The organism is Acinetobacter sp. TYF_19 (assembly GCF_043105125.1).
Classification (GTDB): domain Bacteria; phylum Pseudomonadota; class Gammaproteobacteria; order Pseudomonadales; family Moraxellaceae; genus Acinetobacter; species Acinetobacter johnsonii.
In genome coordinates this window covers 44,334-64,360 of record NZ_JBICLH010000048.1, presented here as the reverse complement: position 1 = coordinate 64,360, position 20,027 = coordinate 44,334, and the positions used below count along the sequence as shown (strand labels likewise).

The 20,027-nt window shown below is 42.8% G+C and carries 19 protein-coding genes; 9 read left to right on the top strand and 10 right to left on the bottom strand.

All coding sequences use genetic code 11. The features are described from left to right. Positions 1-49 precede the first annotated feature (49 nt). On the bottom strand, positions 50-889 hold the full coding sequence (locus tag ACF8FD_RS06225; RefSeq protein ID WP_178904858.1) for an SDR family oxidoreductase: 840 nt from the start codon (positions 887-889) through the stop codon (positions 50-52). Between the two features lie 203 nt (positions 890-1,092). Here ACF8FD_RS06225 and ACF8FD_RS06220 point away from each other — a divergent pair, with 203 nt between their 5' ends. The 3 genes from ACF8FD_RS06220 (at position 1,093) to phoR (ending at position 4,084) form a co-directional block, all read left to right on the top strand. Continuing rightward, a complete protein-coding gene (locus ACF8FD_RS06220; protein ID WP_279678615.1) occupies positions 1,093-1,791 on the top strand; it encodes a TetR/AcrR family transcriptional regulator in 699 nt (232 codons plus the stop codon). 214 nt (positions 1,792-2,005) lie between these two features. Next, positions 2,006-2,716, top strand: coding sequence for a phosphate regulon transcriptional regulator PhoB (gene phoB / locus ACF8FD_RS06215; protein WP_004691794.1), 711 nt, complete (start codon positions 2,006-2,008; stop codon positions 2,714-2,716). A gap of 9 nt (positions 2,717-2,725) precedes the next feature. After that, positions 2,726-4,084: a phosphate regulon sensor histidine kinase PhoR gene (phoR, locus tag ACF8FD_RS06210; protein WP_004691795.1), complete on the top strand. Its 1,359-nt coding sequence runs from the start codon at positions 2,726-2,728 to the stop codon at positions 4,082-4,084. A gap of 98 nt (positions 4,085-4,182) precedes the next feature. Here the strand turns inward: phoR and asd are convergent, their stop codons facing one another. From asd to pncB, 3 genes are all read right to left on the bottom strand, one after another. Next, the gene (asd, locus tag ACF8FD_RS06205) at positions 4,183-5,034 is read right to left on the bottom strand and encodes an archaetidylserine decarboxylase (RefSeq protein WP_058870546.1); all 852 of its coding nucleotides are present in this window, start codon (positions 5,032-5,034) and stop codon (positions 4,183-4,185) included. Continuing rightward, a complete protein-coding gene (locus ACF8FD_RS06200; protein WP_392453277.1) occupies positions 5,031-5,879 on the bottom strand; it encodes a sulfurtransferase in 849 nt (282 codons plus the stop codon). The genes asd and ACF8FD_RS06200 overlap by 4 nt, the downstream gene beginning before the upstream one ends. A gap of 162 nt (positions 5,880-6,041) precedes the next feature. Next, a complete protein-coding gene (pncB, locus tag ACF8FD_RS06195; RefSeq protein ID WP_104221785.1) occupies positions 6,042-7,253 on the bottom strand; it encodes a nicotinate phosphoribosyltransferase in 1,212 nt (403 codons plus the stop codon). 301 nt (positions 7,254-7,554) lie between these two features. Here pncB and dtd point away from each other — a divergent pair, with 301 nt between their 5' ends. Beyond that, positions 7,555-7,995 (top strand): D-aminoacyl-tRNA deacylase, encoded by a 441-nt coding sequence (gene dtd, locus ACF8FD_RS06190; protein ID WP_234304323.1) that lies wholly within the window; start codon positions 7,555-7,557, stop codon positions 7,993-7,995. A gap of 103 nt (positions 7,996-8,098) precedes the next feature. Here dtd and ACF8FD_RS06185 read toward each other — a convergent pair whose 3' ends face one another. From ACF8FD_RS06185 to serB, 3 genes are all read right to left on the bottom strand, one after another. Continuing rightward, the gene (locus ACF8FD_RS06185) at positions 8,099-8,578 is read right to left on the bottom strand and encodes an SCP2 sterol-binding domain-containing protein (protein WP_004691804.1); all 480 of its coding nucleotides are present in this window, start codon (positions 8,576-8,578) and stop codon (positions 8,099-8,101) included. Between the two features lie 150 nt (positions 8,579-8,728). After that, positions 8,729-9,064: a ciprofloxacin tolerance protein AciT gene (gene aciT / locus ACF8FD_RS06180; protein ID WP_004691806.1), complete on the bottom strand. Its 336-nt coding sequence runs from the start codon at positions 9,062-9,064 to the stop codon at positions 8,729-8,731. A gap of 410 nt (positions 9,065-9,474) precedes the next feature. Beyond that, positions 9,475-10,695: a phosphoserine phosphatase SerB gene (gene serB, locus ACF8FD_RS06175; RefSeq protein ID WP_063454374.1), complete on the bottom strand. Its 1,221-nt coding sequence runs from the start codon at positions 10,693-10,695 to the stop codon at positions 9,475-9,477. Positions 10,696-10,772: 77 nt separating this feature from the next. Here serB and ACF8FD_RS06170 point away from each other — a divergent pair, with 77 nt between their 5' ends. Beyond that, on the top strand, positions 10,773-12,026 hold the full coding sequence (locus tag ACF8FD_RS06170; RefSeq protein WP_234304322.1) for a hypothetical protein: 1,254 nt from the start codon (positions 10,773-10,775) through the stop codon (positions 12,024-12,026). 54 nt (positions 12,027-12,080) lie between these two features. Here ACF8FD_RS06170 and ppk1 read toward each other — a convergent pair whose 3' ends face one another. The 3 genes from ppk1 to pncA all read right to left on the bottom strand — a co-directional run bounded on the left by ppk1 (position 12,081) and on the right by pncA (position 15,973). Then, positions 12,081-14,144, bottom strand: a complete 2,064-nt coding sequence (gene ppk1 / locus ACF8FD_RS06165; RefSeq protein ID WP_234304321.1) for a polyphosphate kinase 1 — start codon at positions 14,142-14,144, stop codon at positions 12,081-12,083. Positions 14,145-14,289: 145 nt separating this feature from the next. Next, positions 14,290-15,264 carry a bile acid:sodium symporter family protein gene (locus tag ACF8FD_RS06160; RefSeq protein ID WP_130235497.1) on the bottom strand — a complete coding sequence of 325 codons (975 nt, stop codon included), beginning with the start codon at positions 15,262-15,264 and terminating at the stop codon, positions 14,290-14,292. A gap of 70 nt (positions 15,265-15,334) precedes the next feature. Further along, on the bottom strand, positions 15,335-15,973 hold the full coding sequence (gene pncA, locus ACF8FD_RS06155) for a bifunctional nicotinamidase/pyrazinamidase (protein ID WP_234304320.1): 639 nt from the start codon (positions 15,971-15,973) through the stop codon (positions 15,335-15,337). A gap of 599 nt (positions 15,974-16,572) precedes the next feature. Between pncA and dapA the strand changes: the two genes are divergently transcribed. The 4 genes from dapA to ACF8FD_RS06135 all read left to right on the top strand — a co-directional run bounded on the left by dapA (position 16,573) and on the right by ACF8FD_RS06135 (position 20,025). Then, on the top strand, positions 16,573-17,472 hold the full coding sequence (dapA, locus tag ACF8FD_RS06150) for a 4-hydroxy-tetrahydrodipicolinate synthase (protein WP_004691815.1): 900 nt from the start codon (positions 16,573-16,575) through the stop codon (positions 17,470-17,472). Positions 17,473-17,485: 13 nt separating this feature from the next. Next, positions 17,486-18,094 (top strand): hypothetical protein, encoded by a 609-nt coding sequence (locus ACF8FD_RS06145; protein ID WP_063454368.1) that lies wholly within the window; start codon positions 17,486-17,488, stop codon positions 18,092-18,094. 36 nt (positions 18,095-18,130) lie between these two features. Further along, on the top strand, positions 18,131-18,850 hold the full coding sequence (purC, locus tag ACF8FD_RS06140) for a phosphoribosylaminoimidazolesuccinocarboxamide synthase (protein ID WP_004691818.1): 720 nt from the start codon (positions 18,131-18,133) through the stop codon (positions 18,848-18,850). 389 nt (positions 18,851-19,239) lie between these two features. After that, complete coding sequence (locus ACF8FD_RS06135; protein WP_104221695.1) at positions 19,240-20,025, top strand: ABC transporter substrate-binding protein; 786 nt, start codon at positions 19,240-19,242, stop codon at positions 20,023-20,025. Positions 20,026-20,027 lie beyond the last annotated feature (2 nt).

Below are 20,027 nucleotides of genomic sequence, written 5' to 3'. Positions count from 1 at the left end.
AATTAAGCATAAAAGAACTCGCCAAAGCGGTTTTTTTTACATCACGACATTAAGACTTTCTTTGGCTTAATTTGGTCGCAAAAGCAGTCACTTTTTGGTAGCCCGTCGGTAAGATACGTTGAATCAAATCTAAGGTTTTCGCATCGTTGCCAATCAATAAACGACGCTTGTCTTTTTGTACCGCCTCTAAAATTTGACGCGCTGCTTCTTCAGGTGGACAGCGTAATAATTTATTAAAGGTCTGCGCAGACTTCTCAGGGTTCATCCCGATGCTACGCAAGCTGTCATTCACTTTGGCAGCATTGGCAATATTGGTTCGAATCCCACCCGGATGCACGCACAACGCGCTCACACCAGAGTTTTCCATATCTAACTCTTGGCGTAATGACTCGGTAAAGCCACGCACCGCAAATTTAGTAGCATTGTAAGCAGATTGAGTCGGTTGAGCCGTTAGACCAAATAAGCTGGAAATATTGATGATATGCCCATCGCCTGTTTTCTTAATATAAGGCAGAAACTCTTTGGTGCCATAGACCACACCCCAGAAATTAATCCCCACGATCCATTCCAGCTCTTCATAGGATGCACCTTCTACGGTTGAACCCAAAGCAACGCCGGCATTATTAAAAATCATATTCACAGAACCATGATTTTGTACGGTTTCTTCAGCCCACGCTTGCATCGCTAAACGGTCTGAGACGTCTAATTTTTTCGTAGTAACACGTACATTGCTGCCTTGTAGCAGTTCAACTGTTTTCGACAACCCTTGTTCATTGACATCACTCAATGATACATGACAGCCCGCCTTGGCCAATAAAAGTGCCAATTGTTGGCCAATACCCGATCCTGCACCTGTAATTGCCGCAACTTTATTTTTAAAATTCTTCATGAGATTGTGGTTGTCCTTTATCTTTATACATCGACTGTAGATGCTTTTTTTATAATTGACAATATCAATTGTCATAAATTTAATAGCCAAAAGTGTCAAGTCTATGAAAACCACATAGAGATTAAAGCCTACGCATAGGTAGAGTCGTGGTTTATTGCTAAACTATACAAAACCTTGGCTTTCAAATAGGGCGATGAAATCTAATGACGGCATCTGAAGCAGTACAACAAAACAGCGATAACAATAAAACCAAAGAAAGACAATTCAAGGGCTTATCGCTTTCTGAACGTAAACAGCTGCGTCGTGAAAAACTCATTGAAGCTGGAATTGAAGCCTACGGCACTCACGGCTTTTTTGCCGTGACGGTGAAAGATATTTGTAATGAAGCCAAACTTACTGAACGTTATTTTTATGAGTCGTTTAAAAAAAGTGAGCAACTGTTTCAAACCATTTTTTTAAAGCTGATCGATGAGTTACAGCACAATGTCATGCAAGCCATCATGCAAGCCTCTTCAGATCCACACAAAATGATTGATGCAGGACTGCGTGCCCTGCTCACTACCTTAAAAGACAATCCCCGCATGGCGCGTATTATTTATATCGATGCAATGTTGGTCCAAGAATTACATAACCAAGCCACCATTCATGAAACCATGACCCGTTTTGACCGGATGATTCAAGCCTTTGTGATGCTGATGATGCCGCAAATTAACCGTTCCGAACGAGAAATTTCGCTGGTCGCCACAGGCCTCAATGGCTATGTTACGCAAATTGCGATCCGTTGGGTGGTCAGTGGGTTTAAACAATCCTTTGAAGAAGTTTTAACCTCCAGTCGTATTGTGTTTATTTCACTCCTAGAAACCTTTTCTGACCCGAATGCACGGGAAAAATTGGATGTCTAAGACTTTTCACTTGGATGAGATCGGCATTTTCGAAAGCAATTTAGATTAAACTTCCATTAATTTTGAATCCCAATATGACGATTTTTTGTCACATTTTTTTGCAAATTTCATCAATCGTCTGTTTTTTGCAATGATACTGTCATAATTAATCTTTGTAATAAGCCTGTCATAAAATTAAAACGGCCTGCCGTTACCTACAATAGGATATTGCGTTGTGAAAGATGACTACATTTTAATCGTCGATGATGAACTTCCCATTCGAGAAATGATTCACACCTCGTTGGATATGGCAGGCTTTCAATGCTTACAAGCCGAAGATGCAAAACAAGCCCACCAAATGATTGTGGATCAGCGTCCTGCTTTGATCTTGCTCGACTGGATGATGCCCGGTGGTGTCAGTGGTGTAGACTTATGTCGCCGTCTCAAGCGCGATGAAAATCTCTCTGAAATTCCAGTGATTATGCTCACGGCACGTGGTGAAGAAGACCATAAAGTGCAAGGTCTGGATGCTGGTGCAGATGACTACATGACTAAACCGTTTTCGACCCGTGAATTGGTTTCTCGGATTAAAGCTGTTTTACGCCGCGCTAATGCGCTCAGCGGTGAAAAATCTATTGATGCCAATGGTTTAATCTTAGACCCTGTCAGCCAACGGGTCAGCTTTGGCAATAATTTCCTCGACATGGGGCCAACCGAGTATCGTTTATTGGCCTTCTTCATGACTCATCCTGAGCGTGCCTATACCCGTGCACAACTTCTTGACCAAGTCTGGGGCGGAAACGTGTATATTGAAGACCGTACCATCGACGTGCATATTCGCCGCTTACGTAAAGTGCTTGAGCCTTATGCTGCAGATCGCTTTGTGCAAACAGTTCGGGGTACAGGCTATCGATTCTCTACACGTGCGGATATCGCCCTAGGTTAATTTTGTTTTATGTATGAACCCTACCCGGTCCCTGAACTCGCACGCGAGCATAAAAAAACGCGATACAGCAGTTTATGGGGCTTTGCCAAACAGGACTTACGTCTCCTTGCCTTTTTCTTGCTGATTGCAAGCTTGATTGGCTTTGGCGTCGGTTATTTTTGGACGTGTATCTCCTTTGCTTTTGCCGTTTTTTTCATTCTGCAAATGCGCTCTTTGTATTTGGTCAATGACTGGATTTCCAATCGTCCCTACGAAGTTCCACCCAACCTTGGGGGCATTTGGGGAGCATTATTGTTCAATGTCTATCGGGCACAGCGCCAAGAACGGATTGTACAAGCGGAAATGGTCGGGTTGATTGATCGGGCGCAGTCATCATTGGTCGCTTTGCAAGAAGCCGTGGTGCTGATCGATGACATGCAACAAATTGAATGGTGGAACCCTGCCGCAGAACGGTTATTAGGCATCGAACAAAATGACCGTGGCCGTAATATTTTGACTTTATTACGCCAACCGAGTTTTGTGGATTATTACAATAATATTGATGCGGCACCAGATGGCTTAAAAATGAAGTCATCCAGTTTTGATGAACATTATGTTCAAGTCAAAATGACCCGATTTGGTGGAGAAAGTCGCTTACTGGTCGCCTATGACGTGACCCGTATGCATAATCTCGAACAAATGCGTAAAGACTTTGTTGATAATATTTCACATGAACTACGTACACCACTGACGGTACTCAGTGGTTATATTGAAACCTTTACAGACCAAGAAGACCTCAACCCACGTTGGAAGCGGGCCTTTGACCAAATGCAAGCACAGGCCAAACGCATGAATGCCTTGGTGAATGATTTGCTCTTACTGTCACGCCTAGAAAATGACAAGCAAATTGCTAAAAATCAAATCATTGACATGCCTAGCTTAATGAACCAACTTTATGACGATGCACATGCCTATAATATTGATTATGGGCATACGCTCAATCTCGACATTGACAGTCACTGCGACTTAATCGGTTCAGATATGGAATTAGCCAGTGCTTTTAGTAACCTGATTACCAATGCCATCAAATACACGCCGAAAGGCGGAACGGTGACCATGGGTTGGCATGACAATGGTGAACAGGCTTATTTTACCGTGGAAGATACTGGTATCGGTATTGATCCTAAGCACTTGCCCCGTTTAACCGAACGCTTCTACCGTGTTGACAGCGCGCGCAGTCGACAAACGGGTGGCACAGGCTTAGGGTTAGCAATTGTGAAACATGTGTTAATGCAACACCAAGCTCATTTAGAAATTGAATCCAAAGAAAATCAAGGCTCTATTTTTAAAGTGATTTTCCCCAAAGAACGCACCTATAATCCTGAATAAGCCTCTTTCTTCAAAAGCATGAAAAAAGCACCGATATCGGTGCTTTTTTTGTCTCTCACCGTCCGTTTAACAAGGACGGTGACCTAGAGCTGACACGATTAAACTGTATGTCCCATCGCTTCACCCATCACCACAGTCGAGTTGGCTTTAAAGGCTGCATCCCACGTCATTTTGTCTTTTTCAAACAGTACCACAGCGGTTGAGCCTAGGTAGAAACGACCGAGTTCAGCACCTTTGTCCAAGAACAAGTCATGCTGATTTAGCTCTAAACGGCCAGTAGGCTTCACTTTTCCTGTCGCAACAGTTTCAATCCCCGCCACAATCATGGCGCCAACGAGAACCACGGCCATACGGCCGATTTCCGTATCAAATAAACAAACCATACGTTCATTGCGGGCAAACAGGCCTGGAATGTTTTCAGCAGTGGTTTGATTGACCGAGAACAATTCACCCGGCACATATAAGGTTTCCGTCAATGTGCCTGCAAATGGCATATGCACACGGTGATAATCTTTAGGCGATAAATACACCGTTGCAAACTGACCATTTTTAAACGGTTCAGCCAACTGCGGATCTGCAATTAAATTATCAACGGTGAATTTTTGCCCTTTGGCTTGGAAAATATCCCCTTCCACAATGGGACCCAACTGTGAAATCGCACCGTCCGCAGGCGATACAATACTGGTCGCATCGGTATCAATATCACGCACACCCTCTTTTAATGCACGGGTAAAGAATTCATTAAAGGACTTGAATTTCAGTGCATTACTCTGCTCAGCAATCGACATATCAATGCCGTACTGCGCTTTAAACGCAGTGATGACCGCATTTTTCACAATCGGATTTTCGCTGGCTGCGACTCTGCCCACGACACGTGATAACTGATGTTGGGGTACAACACGTTGAGCTTGAATGAAAATTTGTTTTTTTAAGCGTGATGTGAGGCTCAAGACGGCATCTCTCCGGTAATGATAGGACTGTCGAGGCGGTTGCCCCATTCACTCCACGCACCGTCATACGCCTGAATATTCCAACCCAATAAACGACCTAAAATATAAGCCAGTCCTGAACGGTGATGTGACTGACAGTACACCACCACAGGTTTATTTAAGTTAAAACCCAATTGTTCTAAGCGTTGCTGCGTGCGTTCTAAAGGGTGCAATCTTAAATGATTTTCACGGTTAAGGGCAGTACTCCATTCAAAATGTAGTGCATTTGGAATGTGACCGCCGCGTCGCGCTGCAAGACGCAGGCCGGTATATTCGTCTTCTGTGCGGCAGTCCCAGAGTTGGACTTGGCTGCTTTGAACTTTCTCTAATAACTCAGCATATTCAATTCGATACTGCTGTATTTTGGCTTGGTCGACCTGTACCAAGGCGCTGACAGGTTCAAACTGTTCCACTTCAGAAGTGGTTGGAAGTCCTGCTGCAAGCCATGCATGAATTCCACCATTCAGCAGACTGGTATTTTCAAAACCTAAGCAGTGTAAATTCCAAATCAAACGCCCCGCCCAAGCGCCACCTTCATCATCATAGACCACGACATGATGCTCGGGTGAAATATTCAAATAACGAATCAGCTCTTGTAAACCTTCTACATCAGGAAGTAGGCCGGTGGCTTGTTCATCTTGGCGCACCAAAAATTTTGGCTTTAAATGTAAAGCATGTGGAATATGCAATTGGTCATAGACTGAAGCTCGACTTAAATCGACGATGCGTAATTTGTCATTACCTAAATGCGGAACCAACTGCTCTGCGTCTATCAACAAACCAAAATCAAAGGCAGAATGTGTCATATTATTTCGTATATTTTCAGATCATGCTTTGATCTTAGCACAACTCATTTTTACAATTATTCTGATTTTTTGCATTCTTTTAGCAGAATTAGAGATATCACTATTCACCAGTTTTTTAATGCGCAATGCCAGAACGGATTATGGCATGGTATATATTCTGGATTAATTGACTTCTGCTTCAGCAATCTCAAAAACCTGACGTAAATACGCCAAAAAGGTGTCGTTATCCGTCATAGTTTTACCCGGACTGTCTGAGATTTTCGCAACCGACTGACCATTACACTCGACTAGCTTGAGCACAATATTTAAAGGGGTTTGTCCCATATCATTGGTCAAATTGGTACCAATCCCGAAGCTGACTTGGAAACGGTCTTTGAAATAGTTGTGCAGGTCCCACGCTTTCTCTAAATTCAGTCCATCACTAAAGGTCAGCATTTTGGTTTTACTGTCAATTTTCAACTTTTTATAGTGAGCATAGGCTTTATCGCCCCATTCATACGGGTCGCCACTGTCATGACGCAAACCATCGAATAGCTTGGCAAAGTACAAGTCAAAATCTCGCAGGAATGCGTCCATCCCCACCACATCCGTCAAAGCAATACCTAAATCACCGCGGTACTCTTGTACCCAGGTTTCCAGTGCTGATTTTTGGAAATTACGTAAACGTACATCCAGCGCTTGGAATGCTTGTAGGAATTCATGCGCCATGGTCCCAATCGGGGTAAGACCCAATTGCTTTGCAATTAAGACATTACTGGTACCACGGAAAATATGCGGTGCAGCTTGATTAAACACTTCAATCACATGTTTTTGCCACGCCAAACTATAACGTCGCCGCGTACCAAAATCAGAAACTAAAAATGGGGGATCATTTGGCGTTTGCGATGTTTCATAGTGTTTTAATAAAGCCACTTTGGCCTGTAAGCGACGTTCGCCCTCAGCCATGACCTCTTCGCTTCGAATACGGCGGAAATACAGCTCATTGACGATGGCAAGCACAAAGATTTCAAACATCATGGCTTGAACCATCGGCCCTTCAATTCGAATGTCTAAACGGCCTTGATGATCAATACTGGCCACAATAAAGCGGCGTTTGAGCTGAAACAACTCTAAATAATCGACAAAATCACTTTTGATAAAGCGCAAACCACGCAGGTATTGCAGCTCATCGTCTTGAAAACGTAATTGGCAGAGCAAATCTAATTGGTGATTTAAATCATCGAGAATGTCGACCAAAGGATAGACCGTGTCATCCAAATTGCGACAACGGAACTGGTACACACTATGCGCTTGGGGAAACTTATGCAGGACCACCTGTAGCATCGTAAATTTGTACAGATCAGTATCTAATAAGGATTGGATGATGGCAGACATATCATTTTCGGTTTTTAGCAACTTATTGCATTAAAGCACATTTTTTTAAACTGCATAGCCATGTTTTGGTAATTCGGTCTTGCTATTCGACCAATTACTCAGTACATCTCTTGTTTCTCTATATTCAGAATTCAAGTGTTGATGTCTTTGTTGCTATCGCGCTTGGCTTATGCTCTTTTCCTCAAACATTGCTGTAAATATCAACGCAACGACCTTGTTTTTTCAATCGATATCTCTCCTGTGCTGCACTTGGTTTGCTACAATTTCAATCTGCACAATCAAATGGTAGATAAAATCAGTCATGCGGGCCTTATTACAACGCGTTCTCGAAGCCAAAGTGGTGGTCGATGGTGAAACCACAGGCGAAATTCAACACGGTATCTTGGTTTTCTTAGGTCTTGGGAAAGAAGACACTTTAGACAAAGGCAAAAAACTGATCGATAAAATTTTAAAGTATCGTTTTTTTGACGACGAACAAGGCAAAATGGGCTGGAATGTCAGCCAAGCTGGTGGTGGAATTCTTCTGGTTTCTCAATTCACCTTGATGGCGCACACCCAAAAAGGTTTACGTCCTGACTTTGGACCAGCCATGCCACCGAATGATGCCGAAGCCTTATACGAACAACTGGTTGAATATACCAAGACCCAGTTTGAGCATGTGCAAACCGGTATTTTTGCTGCCGACATGAAAGTACATTTGGTCAATGATGGACCCGTGACTTTCAATTTAGACGTAGAATAAAAGCACCATGCATAAAAAAGCCCTTTATCGAGGGCTTTTTTATGCATGGTGCTCAATCTGCCTTTTATAAAGGAGCAGAAATCGAGACGTTTAAAAAATCTTTTTACTTACCCGTTTTTTCTTTCAAAAACGCGCGCGCGGCTTTAATTTTTGCTTTCACAGGCTTTGGTAACTTTGGTGGAACCAATTTTGCAACTTGGTTGAACCAAACCAATAGACCAAAATCACCTTCCATTTTAATACTGCCGTTTTGCATGCCCGTCATAAATGCGGTTGGGTCGCCTTTGATTAAAGTTTTCACACCCTGCTCACTGTCCGCAAACTGTAAAATAAAATCTGCTTTTTCGGCATCACCTGAAACGGTATCAATCTGACCATTGTTCACAATAATTTGGCGTGCCATACCCAGATCCGTACCAATTTGAATACGGAACTGACGTTCATGAACTAATTCAATAAATTTTGGACTGGTACGTGCCAGCTGTTTCATACGAAGTGCCAAACCTGTAACCATTAAATCCAGCGGATCCGTGCTGACATCAACCAATGGAAGTTTAACCACAGGAATTGAAGATAGTTTCATGACATGAAAGCCTATTGTAATTGTTGATAAATTGACTGTTTTCAATGCTACCATAAGTTGCCATTTTTACTGCTAGGCTTTGTATAACAATCATGTAAGAACGTAAAAAAGATGCTCTAGGCATCTTCTTTTACGGTATGAGGTTATGACTTAGCGGCTAGAACACTGCTGTTGGTCATCTTCATATACAGGTGTATGTTCAATACAACGGCGCTGCGCCAGTGCACGTTCTGCGCGACGGTCTTCACGTAAAAGTAACATCGTCACAATAAGCATCGCTGAAGTTAAAGCAGTTAAGTAGCTATAAGTGATCGGCATTTCAAACACTGCTTGCACACCTAGGCGAATGACTTCCAATATTCCCCAAAACACCATACCCGCCACCATAAAACTCAACCAGCGACGATAAGGCGAAAAGAAAACAGCAATCAACGCAGCGGCGACTAAACTTAAGCCAACGATGGTTGCTAAATTCGCTGTTACCATAAAAACCTCCGTCTAAGATAAATTCAGGCAACTGGTACACTGTGCTGAACTCATCCCCGATACCGTTTAAAATTAATGGATTGTGTAGCTTTCAAACTCTATGCATGCATTATGAGCAGTTTTGAAAAGAAAAAAAGGCTTGTATTTTTAGAATGCGACATACCTTGTCGCCATATTATATTGTCATTACATTTTTTTAGATTTGAACTTTTCCAAAACAAAGACGCGCTCAGTCTTGGCGTGTCATTACAAAATAAAACCCGTATTTTCAGCGCTTAAAAATATTTTTTCCAATTCTGTTGATCGTTGTTTTTATCGACATTTTTCACTGACCGCTCATCGTTTTTCGCTTAAATTTGCAACAAAAAAACGCAGCTCAAAGGCTGCGTTTTTGATAACACCGAGATGCTTTAAGCACGATTTAAGTCTTTATCGTGCACACCTAATAAATACAACACCCCATCTAAGCCGACACTTGAAATAGCTTGATTGGCGTTTTGTCTCACCAGCGGTTTCGCACGGAAAGCTACACCTAGGCCAGCAATCGACAGCATCGGTAAATCGTTCGCACCATCGCCCACCGCAATCGCTTGCTCAAGAGAAATGCCCATCTTATCGGCTAACTCACGTAATAATAATGCCTTACGTGCACCATCGACAATGTGACCTTTAACTTCGCCCGTCACCAACCCATTTTCAACGTCTAAGACATTGGCATGGACTTCATCAATACCAAGTTTGGCTTGTAGATACTCTGCAAAGTACTGAAAACCACCTGATAAAATAGCCGTGCGGTAGCCTAATGCTTTTAAAGTTGAAATTAAGCGTTCAGCACCTTCTGTAACGGTCAGACGTTCTGCAATTTTAGGTAGGACAGAGGCATCCATCCCTTTGAGCAGTGCGACACGTGCACGAAAGCTTTGTTGGAAATCTAGCTCACCCTGCATTGCACGTTCCGTAATTTCAGCGACTTGTGCACCGACACCCGCTTCAATCGCCAACTCATCAATCACTTCTTGCTCGATTAAGGTCGAGTCCATGTCAAAACACACCAAACGGCGGTTACGACGGTAGGCATTGTCTTCTTGTACCGCTACATCGACATTCAGTTCATGTGACAAACGTAAACAAGCTGCACGCATGGCTGCGGCATCCAGCATTTGACCACTTAAACCAAATTGAACACAGGCGCGTTTCGGCCCATCGACTTCGCCATTTAAGACTGGACGACCTGACAAACGGGTCACAGTTTCGATGTTGAAACCTTGGTTAGACACAATATTTGTAACTGCTTGTAAGTGAGACGCTTCAAGCTCTGGCGCCAAAGCTGTGACTATATAACGCGTCCGCCCACCTTCACTCACCCACTGGTCATATTCAGTTGTAGTGATTGGTTTAAAACGTACAGTTAAACCAATATCATGTGCTAAAATTAGAATTTCCTTCATCGCCAAAGCTGTTGCGGTTTGGTCGTCTGAAGAAATAACAATACCTAAGGTCAATTGGTTATGAATAACTGCTTGTCCGACATCTAAAATTTGTAATGAATGAGTGGACAATACCTGCATTAATCGAGTGAACTGATTAGGTTGGTCTGGTCCTAAAAATGAAATAAGAATGATTTCTCGCATGAATTGACTCGGGTCTGAGCTACGACTATTGTTAGAATCATAATCGAAATTGAATATATTTTCTTTGGAAGTTTACGTTGAATGCGCCTAGACAAGGGCTATTTGCTAGCCTATTAATTGTAAGTTTTGCTTTACATACCTTTTTATTGGTATTGGCAACGACTCATCAACTGAATGAAAACCGTGCCAACCAAGGCCAACTGATGACCTCTCAATTGGTCACAGACAGTCTTGCAGAGCTGGAGCCTGCCAACACGGTTTCCCTTGCGCTTTTGGTGGATCGCTATGCGACCAATCCAAGTGTAGCTTCCATTCGTATTTTGGATGCCAACAATCAAGTCCTAGCGACAGGTGGCCAAGTTCGAACACGTGATGGCGAAGTATTTGTCCGTGATGCGCTGCAAAATGAAAAGAAAGTGGGTAGCATTGAAATCACCCTCATTAAACCAAGTATGGGTGAAATTTTACGTACTCAGTGGTTAGCGATTTTATTGTCCTTAACGATTCATGGTTTACTGTGGTTAGCTTATCGCGCCATTGCGCGTCCAAGCCGTACCGAATATTTGGCACGGATCAATAACGAATCCCGCTTAAAACATGAAATTCAAGTTTTAACCCAAACCCTTGAACAGGAAAAACACCATACAGCGGTCGCGATTGCCCAAGCACAACAACAAATCAAAACCAGTGCGAAGCCTAAAGAGCAGAAACCCGTAATCGTGGATAATCATTCGGTTGCGCTCAATATTCAATTCTACGACCCGAAACAGCTGATGGACTCGGTGAATACAACCGTGTCTATTCCATACTTTAATTTGTGTCAGATTTTCCTCAATAAAAGTACAGAACTGTGTTTAAAACACTACAAACTCAACAGCACGGACATCACTACAGTTCAATCCTTTAATGAGCATGGTGCCACCCTCAGCATGTCGACAGACACACCCAATGCAGTGCCGTGTTTAATGATGATCAGCAGTGTGTTCCAACTGCTATCTGAGGTTTTGTATAAACGTTACCGCGAAGAAAAACGCTTTGTTTTGCAAACGCGTTGTGGCATTTCAACCGCAGTCGATGCAATGCAGCTGTCTGCAAATCAAGCTGCTGAGCGTTTGGTCCAACAGTTATCGGCCAAAGAAAGTGCCATACATTTAAGCAACGAATTATTGAAAGACATTTCTGAAAGTTACCAACTGGTGAATTTACCTAATCCAACCAATGTCTTGACCCGCCATGCCTTTATGGTCAATGGCATGGGTGCTGAATCTGCAGAGTTGGCGCAAAGCTTAAGAACGGAAATTTTAAAAGCAAAACAATCTAAAGCCTCTTAACTAAGTCCAACCATAAAAAAGCCTGACATGTGTCAGGCTTTTTTATGGTAACTGTTAAATTTTGAGTTGCTTCTGCGCAATCAAATGTTGCTGCGCACTATACCTTTGCTCTGGATCGGTACAGGCCACTTTAAGCCAACGACCATCGGCTTGTAGCTCCCAAGCATTCAAACAATCATTTAAGTAACTGATTAATCCGTCTTTATAAATCTGCTTTTTCAAAACTCGATCTAATATTGGAAAGCAAGTTTCCACCCGCGAAAATAAATTACGCCCCATCCAATCTGCGCTGGCACAGTACAGCTTTTTCTCACCGCCATGCTCAAAACAATACACGCGGGTATGTTCCAGAAAACGGCCCACAATCGAACGCACACGAATATTCTCAGACATGCCTTGGACCTGTGGAATCAAACAGCAGATCGAACGGATAATCAGATCAACCTGTACCCCCGCTTGTGATGCACGATACAGTGCAGCAATTAACTGAGGCTCTGTCAAGGCATTGACTTTAATGATGATACGCGCCTTTTGACCGACTTGCGCAAACTGAATTTCTTGCTCAATCAGTTTTAACAGTTCACTGTGTAACGTAAAAGGTGCATGTAACAACGCCTTCAACTTGGCCATTTTGCCCATCCCCGTCAGTTCTTGGAACATACGGTGTACATCTTCACAAATATCAGGCTGTGTAGTCATCAACCCATAATCGGTATACATACGGGCATTGCCCGCATGATAATTGCCTGTGCCCAGATGGGCATAACGGATCAACTGAGCATTTTCACGGCGTACGATCAAAATCATTTTGGCATGGGTTTTATAACCGACAATGCCATACACCACCACCGCCCCAGCTTCTTGCAAAATATTCGCCACGGTAATATTCGACTCTTCATCAAAACGCGCCCGCAACTCAATCACGGCTGTGACTTCCTTGCCATTTCGTGCTGCTTCTGCCAAGACCTGTACAATTTCAGAGTCAGGTCCACTGCGGTAAAGGGTTTGTTTAATCGCCAGCACATTTGGGTCTTTCGCTGCTTCTTTTAATAAACCAATCACAGGCTGAAAAGAATCAAAAGGATGATGCAACAACACATCCTGTGCTTTTAAGGTATCAAAGGTACTTTTTTGTTTACGCAAAACTTTGGGAATGACTGGAATAAACACTGGATGCTTCAATTCAGGTCGGTCACAACTGGTGCTGAGGCGTGAAAGATTGATCGGCCCATCAATGCGATAAAGCTCCTGCTCAGTTAAATCAAACTCCTTGAGCAAATAATCAATCACCGCTTCGGGACAGTCATCTTCTATTTCTAAACGCACCGCACGACCAAAACGGCGTGAAGACAGCTCATCTTTGAGTGCCACCGCCAAATCATCAACATCTTCCGATAATATCAGATCTGCATTACGCGTCACACGAAAAGCATAACAGCCCGTGGCTTTCATCCCCGGAAACAGATCGCTGATGTGCTGCTGAATCATTGCAGTTAAAAAAATCTGCGTGTCAGTATTGCCTGCCACGTTTTTCGGCATCTGAATTAAACGCGGTAATGAGCGCGGCGCTGGGACTATCGCCATCTCAATGCTCCGTCCAAAAGCATCTTTACCTTGTAAACTCACAATGAAATTCAGACTTTTATTCACGAGGCGAGGAAAAGGATGTGACGGATCTAAGCTAATTGGGGTCAAAACCGGTTGGATTTCTTTGGCGAAATATTCTGCAATCCACGCTTTATGTTTTTCTAAAATATCTTGGAACTGGATGAACTGAATACCTTGCGCTTGTAACTCAGGCAAAATCGAATGATTTAAAACTTCAAACTGTTTTTTGACGGCACGATGAATGGATTGGGACAGGTCTTCTAATATCACTTCAGTGGGAACAGCATCAGGGGTCCGTGCTATCACATTCATATCGCGTTGTTTCATCAAGCCCGCAATACGAATTTCAAAAAACTCATCTAAATTACGTGAAAAAATAATTAAAAAAGTTAAACGCTCCAGCACTGGCAAACTCGGATCTAATGCTTGTGCTAAAACCCGCTGATGAAACTCAAATAACGATAACTCTCGGTTAAAATACGTCGCCGATGAATGCTGAAAATTATCCATACCCTCTCAATGCTGTTTGCAACAGTCTGTTATGAAGTGTTTGGCAGGGATGTTAGGTAGTCTTTATGACAGTTTAGTTACAACTTCATGCCAAATAGAAAATTCATCCTGACTTTATGCTTAAAGCTGCAACAGCGTACAGTATTCAAACCGACATATGTTCCTTTTCACTTTTTTTCTTGGCTGTAGCGTCTGCTTTCGCGGCCCAATAGCTGGCTAAAACTGGCCCTGAAATGTTATGCCACAAACTAAAGATCGCGCTGGGTACTGCCGTAATTGGTGAAGCGGCAAAATGCACAGCCGCCAAAGCCACGCCTAGTCCTGAGTTTTGCATACCGACCTCAATCGAAACCGCTTTACAGTCGGTATGTGGCAAGTGAAACATCCGTGCTGCTGCAAAGCCAAGTAAATAACCAATCGCGTTATGTAATGCCACCACAGCTAAAATCAATAAGCCTGATTCTAAAATTTGTGCTTTTGAGCCGCCAATAATAGCCGCCACAATCAGCACAATCGCCACTACAGAAATTAAGGGCATCACCAAAATATAGCTTTCAACTTTGTGTTTCAGCACGGCACGTACCACCAGCCCTAAAATAATCGGGAACAGCACCACCTGCAAAATTGAACTCAGCATCGACCATGCATTAATTTCAATCCATTGGCTGGCCAACAGATAGAAAATCGCGGGAGTCAACACAGGCGCCAATAAGGTCGATACCGTGGTACATGCGACAGACAAAGCCGTATTGCCTTTCGCCATATAAGTAATCACATTAGATGCTGTGCCACCCGGACAGCAACCCACCAAAATCACCCCGATCGCAATTTCAGTCGGCAAGCGAAATAATAAGCACAGCAGATAAGCCACGCTTGGCATCACCACAAACTGAGCCGCTACCCCAATTGCAACCGCTTTAGGACTTTGCATCACCCCTTTAAAATCTTCCAGTGTCATGGTCATGCCCATACCAAACATGATCAGCCCTAACATCCACGTGATATAAGCCTTCATCCAGACAAAAGTTTCAGGGCTTAGGAGCGCAATGCCTGCAAATAACACCACCCACAGGGCAAAGGTTTTTTGAATCCAAGCGGTAAATTTTAAAAAAGTGCCCATGACCCTTCCCTACTGCATGTTTTTATAATGTCGATATTAGTGATTGAGGTGAGCCGATTGGTTCAGCGCATCAGTTCACGGCATATTGTTGCACAATATCTTTGCAATACAGACGTTTCACACCATGGGCCAGCATCTCTTGCCATGCATGTTGTAAAGAACCATGTAAATCAATGCCTTTGGTGGCATCGGCAATCACATAAGTTTGAAAACCGAGTTTACAGGCATCCATTGCTGTCCATGCCACACAAAAGTCAGTTGCAATCCCAACAATAAACACAGTATCAATCCCACGCTCTCTTAAATAGCCTGCGAGTCCCGTCTGGGTTTTGTGATCCGCTTCTAAAAAAGCAGAATAACTATCAATGTGAGTATGACATCCTTTACGAATGATCAACTGCGCTTTGGCAAGGTCGAGATCAGGATGCAGTTCAGCATCTTGTGTGCCTTGTACACAGTGACGTGGCCAGAGTACTTGTGTGCCATAGTCCAATTCAATCGTTTGAAAATCTTGTTGATCGGGATAGTTGTCTGCAAAAGAAATATGATTTTCGGGATGCCAATCTTGGGTGAGTACAATAGTGTCAAAATAATCCCCCAGTTGATTAATTTTAGGAATAATTTGATCTGATCCTGCTACCGCTAAATTTCCACCAGGCGTAAAACCATTTTGTACATCCACCACAATCAGTGCCATATTCTTCTGCATTCTTCTCTGTCCTTTTTGTTCTGCGCTCGAAGGCCAAGCATAGCTTAATTTATAAAACAGTATTCATCCTCGCGGGTCAAAACTAAATGACTACAACCTTGAGTGCAATGGGTATTGCGGCAAATTGAAGCAAAAATAAAATATAGAACAAAATGTTGGACATTGATCTATGACGTTAAAAAGACGATGCCACACATACTTAGAGAACTCACATAATCATGCAAAATCCTGACGTTTATAAAACTTTATAACCCAATATTCAGTTTGATCGACTTCTAATGCTCGATTGAGATGAAGAGATCCTTTCTTTAAATGCGTTAATCCATGGCCATAGGTTATACAAAACGCTCTTTTCAGATGCAAAATAAGATGCTTTTCTTTGTCTACCATTTGAACAAGCTGTATTTTTGTAGCGAAAGATAAAGTTTTTATACACTTTGACTAAAGCATATTGTTCTTCATGTTGTGTTCGTTCATAATTTGCATAAGCATTATTCAATGCATCAGCGCTTTGAAAATGCTATAAATTAAAATACGCACCCATCCAATCTTATGTTTTTCTGGCCTAACTGGATGGACAAATAGGATATTTTTTTAAAATGACTCAGCAAGCACAGACCATCCAAGGCTCAATTGTCGCAATCGTCACCCCTATGTTTGAAGATGGCAGCGTAGATTGGAAGGGTCTAGAGAAGCTCGTTGAGTGGCACATCGCACAAGGCACAAATAGCATTGTTGCTGTCGGTACAACGGGTGAAGCGTCTACTCTAAGCATGAAAGAGCATACACAAGTGATTAAAGAAATCATTCGTGTCGCGAACAAACGCATCCCGATTATTGCGGGGACTGGCGCGAATTCAACGCGTGAAGCCATCGAGTTGACTAAAGAAGCCAAAGAACTCGGTGCAGATGCTGCTCTTCTGGTTACCCCCTATTATAATAAACCGACCCAAGAAGGCTTATATCAGCACTATAAAGCTATTGCTGAAGCTGTTGATCTTCCTCAAATTCTGTATAACGTACCTGGTCGTACAGGTGTCGATATGGCGAATGAAACAGTTATTCGTTTGGCCGATATTCCTCAAATTGTGGGCATCAAAGATGCCACAGGTGATGTCCCGCGTGGTCAAGCACTGCTCGAAGGCCTTGCTGGCAAAGCGATGACCGTCTATTCAGGTGATGATGCAACGGCTTATCAACTGATTCTGTCGGGAGCAAAAGGCAATATTTCTGTGACTGCAAACGTTGCACCCAAAGAAATGAGCGATGTTTGCGCGGCAGCATTGGCAGGCGAAGCTGAAAAAGCTGAAAACCTAAATACCCAAGTTGCAAATTTACACGAAATTCTATTTTGCGAATCAAACCCAATTCCTGTGAAATGGGCACTTCATGAAATGGAGTTAATCGAAACGGGTATTCGTTTACCATTAACACCACTTGCAGAACAATATCGCACACCGCTCCGTGAAGCACTCACAACAGCGGGTGTCATTAAATAAAGAGCACATCAATATGCAATTACGTTTAGGTCTTACTCTCGCACTTTCAGTTGTCAGTTTAGCGGGTTGTAGTTCCCTTGCAGTCAATAACGGTAGTTTGGACTATAAAGAGACAGCAACCTTAGAACCTCTTAAGTACCCTGAAGGCTCTATGGTTCGACCTGCAACGCCGTTGTATCCAGCTCCAACGGTTGAAGCGCTCGCTCTTGAACATGCACCTGTACTTGAAAATAAGCGCGGAAACCGTTTTGCAATGCCGCGCCCTCAAGCAGCTCAAGTCATGCCGAATGCCGAATCAACGGAAACAGTTGATACAGCTGTGAGTCGCCCTCAATTGATTATTGACGGAAATAAGAATCCGCTGCTCAAAATTGAGGGAAATTCTGCTACAATTTGGCAATATACGCTTGCCACCCTCAGCAGCCTCAACCATCAAATTGTTGGTCAAAGCAAAAATGGTTATGAAGCAACCATTAAAATCGATCAACAGGTCTATGTGTTAAGACTGACCGCGGTCGGTAGCAGCAACAACCTCGCTGTGTTCAATGCCGATAACAGTTTTGCAGCGCCTGAAAAAGCCACAGAATTGTTAACCCAGATTTACCAAAATTGGCCAGCCTAGTCGTACTAGGCATTTTTTTTTGAAAAAGGTTCCCTCATGTTAAAACAAACCTTGCTCTATACTGGTAAAGCGAAATCTGTCTATGAAACAGACAGTGCAGACCACCTGATTTTAGTCTTTCGTGATGATGCTTCGGCATTCAATGGTGAAAAGATCGAACAACTAGATCGTAAAGGTAAGGTGAACAACCGTTTTAACGCCTTTATCATGGATAAATTGGCTGCGGCTGGCATTGAGACTCACTTTGAAAAACTTCTTTCTCCAACAGAAGTTCTAGTGAAAAAACTCAGCATGATCCCTGTTGAATGTGTAATTCGTAATTATGCAGCAGGTTCTTTATGCCGTCGCTTAGGTGTAGAAGAAGGCAAGGAATTAACACCGCCGACTTTCGAATTATTCTTCAAAGATGATGCGCTTGGTGACCCAATGGTCAATGAGTCTCAAGCGATTGCTTTAGGTTGGGCAACTGCTGAGCAACTTGAGCAAATGAAAGTCCTCACTTACCAAGTGAACGAAGTTCTTAAAAACTTATTTGACCAAGGTGGCATGCTACTTGTGGACTTCAAACTTGAGTTTGGCGTATTCCACGACCGTATTGTTCTTGGTGATGAGTTCTCTCCAGACGGTTGTCGTCTATGGGACAAAGAAACCAAGAAAAAACTCGACAAAGACCGTTTCCGTCAAGGTTTAGGTGGTGTGGTTGAAGCTTATGAAGAAGTTGCTGCACGTTTAGGTATCGACCTTTCTGATATCTAATCAGTTACAGATTCAAAAAAACCGAGCTTAATCGCTCGGTTTTTTTATAGGTGACTCAGCGCCAATAATAGCTAGCCAGAACATAAAATTGCTGCGAATAAAACAACATTCCTGTACGCCATAGCGCACAAGACTTTCGGTATATTTCAACTATGTATTGAATTTGTTTTTTAATATGATAAAAACATATGAACAGGACGTTCTCAGATAAAAATTATTCCAGCCGAAAAAATACCCTTATTTCCTCATCTCTCATGGCGACAAGATCCATCGATCCCCTAAGAGCAGAAAACTGGTATAGATGTTGCTTTTATTCAAAAGTACTCAGTAGGGTAAGTTCTATCTTCGTCTTATTTCTAAGATTTTTTTTACGGATGGCTATATTTAAAATGAAAAACTGGCAAAAAAAATTACTACTTTCCACTACATTCGTAGCCGTAGCACTGAGCAGTACTGTCCAAGCAAAAGAATGGAAAACCATTCGTTTTGGCACAGAATCCGCATATGCACCTTTTGAATATAAAACACCAGACAATAAGCTGGTCGGTTTTGACATCGACTTGGGCAATGCCATTTGTGCCAAATTAAAAGCCAAATGTGTATGGGTAGAAAACTCCTTTGATGGGATGATTCCTGCGCTCAAAGCGAAAAAGTTCGACGGTATTTTGTCTTCAATGACGGTTACTACGGATCGCGCAAAACAAATCGCATTTAGCAATAAAATTTACAACACGCCTACCCGTATGGTCGCGAAGAAAGGCTCTCCTTTACTCCCTACTCCTGCATCCCTAAAAGGCAAACGTGTGGGTGTACAACAAGGTACGATTCAAGAAGGCTATGCAAAAGCCTATTGGGCACCTAAAGGTGTGAATGTGGTTCCTTATCCAAACCAAGATGTGCTTTACCAAGACATGGTTTCGGGACGCCTAGATGCAACATTACAAGATGCGATTATGGTCGATACTGGTTTCCTAAAATCGGCCAAAGGCAAAGGCTTTGCTTTTGCAGGCAATAATGTGGTCGATGCCAAAACACTCGGTGTAGGGGCTGCAATCGGCTTACGTAAAGAAGATGTCGATCTGAAAAAGAATATTGATAAAGCGTTAGCTGAAATTATTGCAGACGGCACCTATAAGAAACTCGAGAAAAAATACTTCTCTTTCAGCATTTATTAATT

Coding starts and splice junctions, on each gene's coding strand:
- ACF8FD_RS06225 (WP_178904858.1), bottom strand. CDS start 889: ATGAAGAATTTTAAAAATAAAGTTGCGGCAATTACAGGTGCAGGATCG.
- ACF8FD_RS06220 (WP_279678615.1), top strand. CDS start 1,093: ATGACGGCATCTGAAGCAGTACAACAAAACAGCGATAACAATAAAACC.
- phoR (WP_004691795.1), top strand. CDS start 2,726: ATGTATGAACCCTACCCGGTCCCTGAACTCGCACGCGAGCATAAAAAA.
- ACF8FD_RS06200 (WP_392453277.1), bottom strand. CDS start 5,879: ATGACACATTCTGCCTTTGATTTTGGTTTGTTGATAGACGCAGAGCAG.
- pncB (WP_104221785.1), bottom strand. CDS start 7,253: ATGTCTGCCATCATCCAATCCTTATTAGATACTGATCTGTACAAATTT.
- dtd (WP_234304323.1), top strand. CDS start 7,555: ATGCGGGCCTTATTACAACGCGTTCTCGAAGCCAAAGTGGTGGTCGAT.
- ACF8FD_RS06185 (WP_004691804.1), bottom strand. CDS start 8,578: ATGAAACTATCTTCAATTCCTGTGGTTAAACTTCCATTGGTTGATGTC.
- aciT (WP_004691806.1), bottom strand. CDS start 9,064: ATGGTAACAGCGAATTTAGCAACCATCGTTGGCTTAAGTTTAGTCGCC.
- serB (WP_063454374.1), bottom strand. CDS start 10,695: ATGCGAGAAATCATTCTTATTTCATTTTTAGGACCAGACCAACCTAAT.
- ppk1 (WP_234304321.1), bottom strand. CDS start 14,144: ATGGATAATTTTCAGCATTCATCGGCGACGTATTTTAACCGAGAGTTA.
- ACF8FD_RS06160 (WP_130235497.1), bottom strand. CDS start 15,264: ATGGGCACTTTTTTAAAATTTACCGCTTGGATTCAAAAAACCTTTGCC.
- pncA (WP_234304320.1), bottom strand. CDS start 15,973: ATGCAGAAGAATATGGCACTGATTGTGGTGGATGTACAAAATGGTTTT.
- dapA (WP_004691815.1), top strand. CDS start 16,573: ATGACTCAGCAAGCACAGACCATCCAAGGCTCAATTGTCGCAATCGTC.
- ACF8FD_RS06145 (WP_063454368.1), top strand. CDS start 17,486: ATGCAATTACGTTTAGGTCTTACTCTCGCACTTTCAGTTGTCAGTTTA.
- purC (WP_004691818.1), top strand. CDS start 18,131: ATGTTAAAACAAACCTTGCTCTATACTGGTAAAGCGAAATCTGTCTAT.
- ACF8FD_RS06135 (WP_104221695.1), top strand. CDS start 19,240: ATGAAAAACTGGCAAAAAAAATTACTACTTTCCACTACATTCGTAGCC.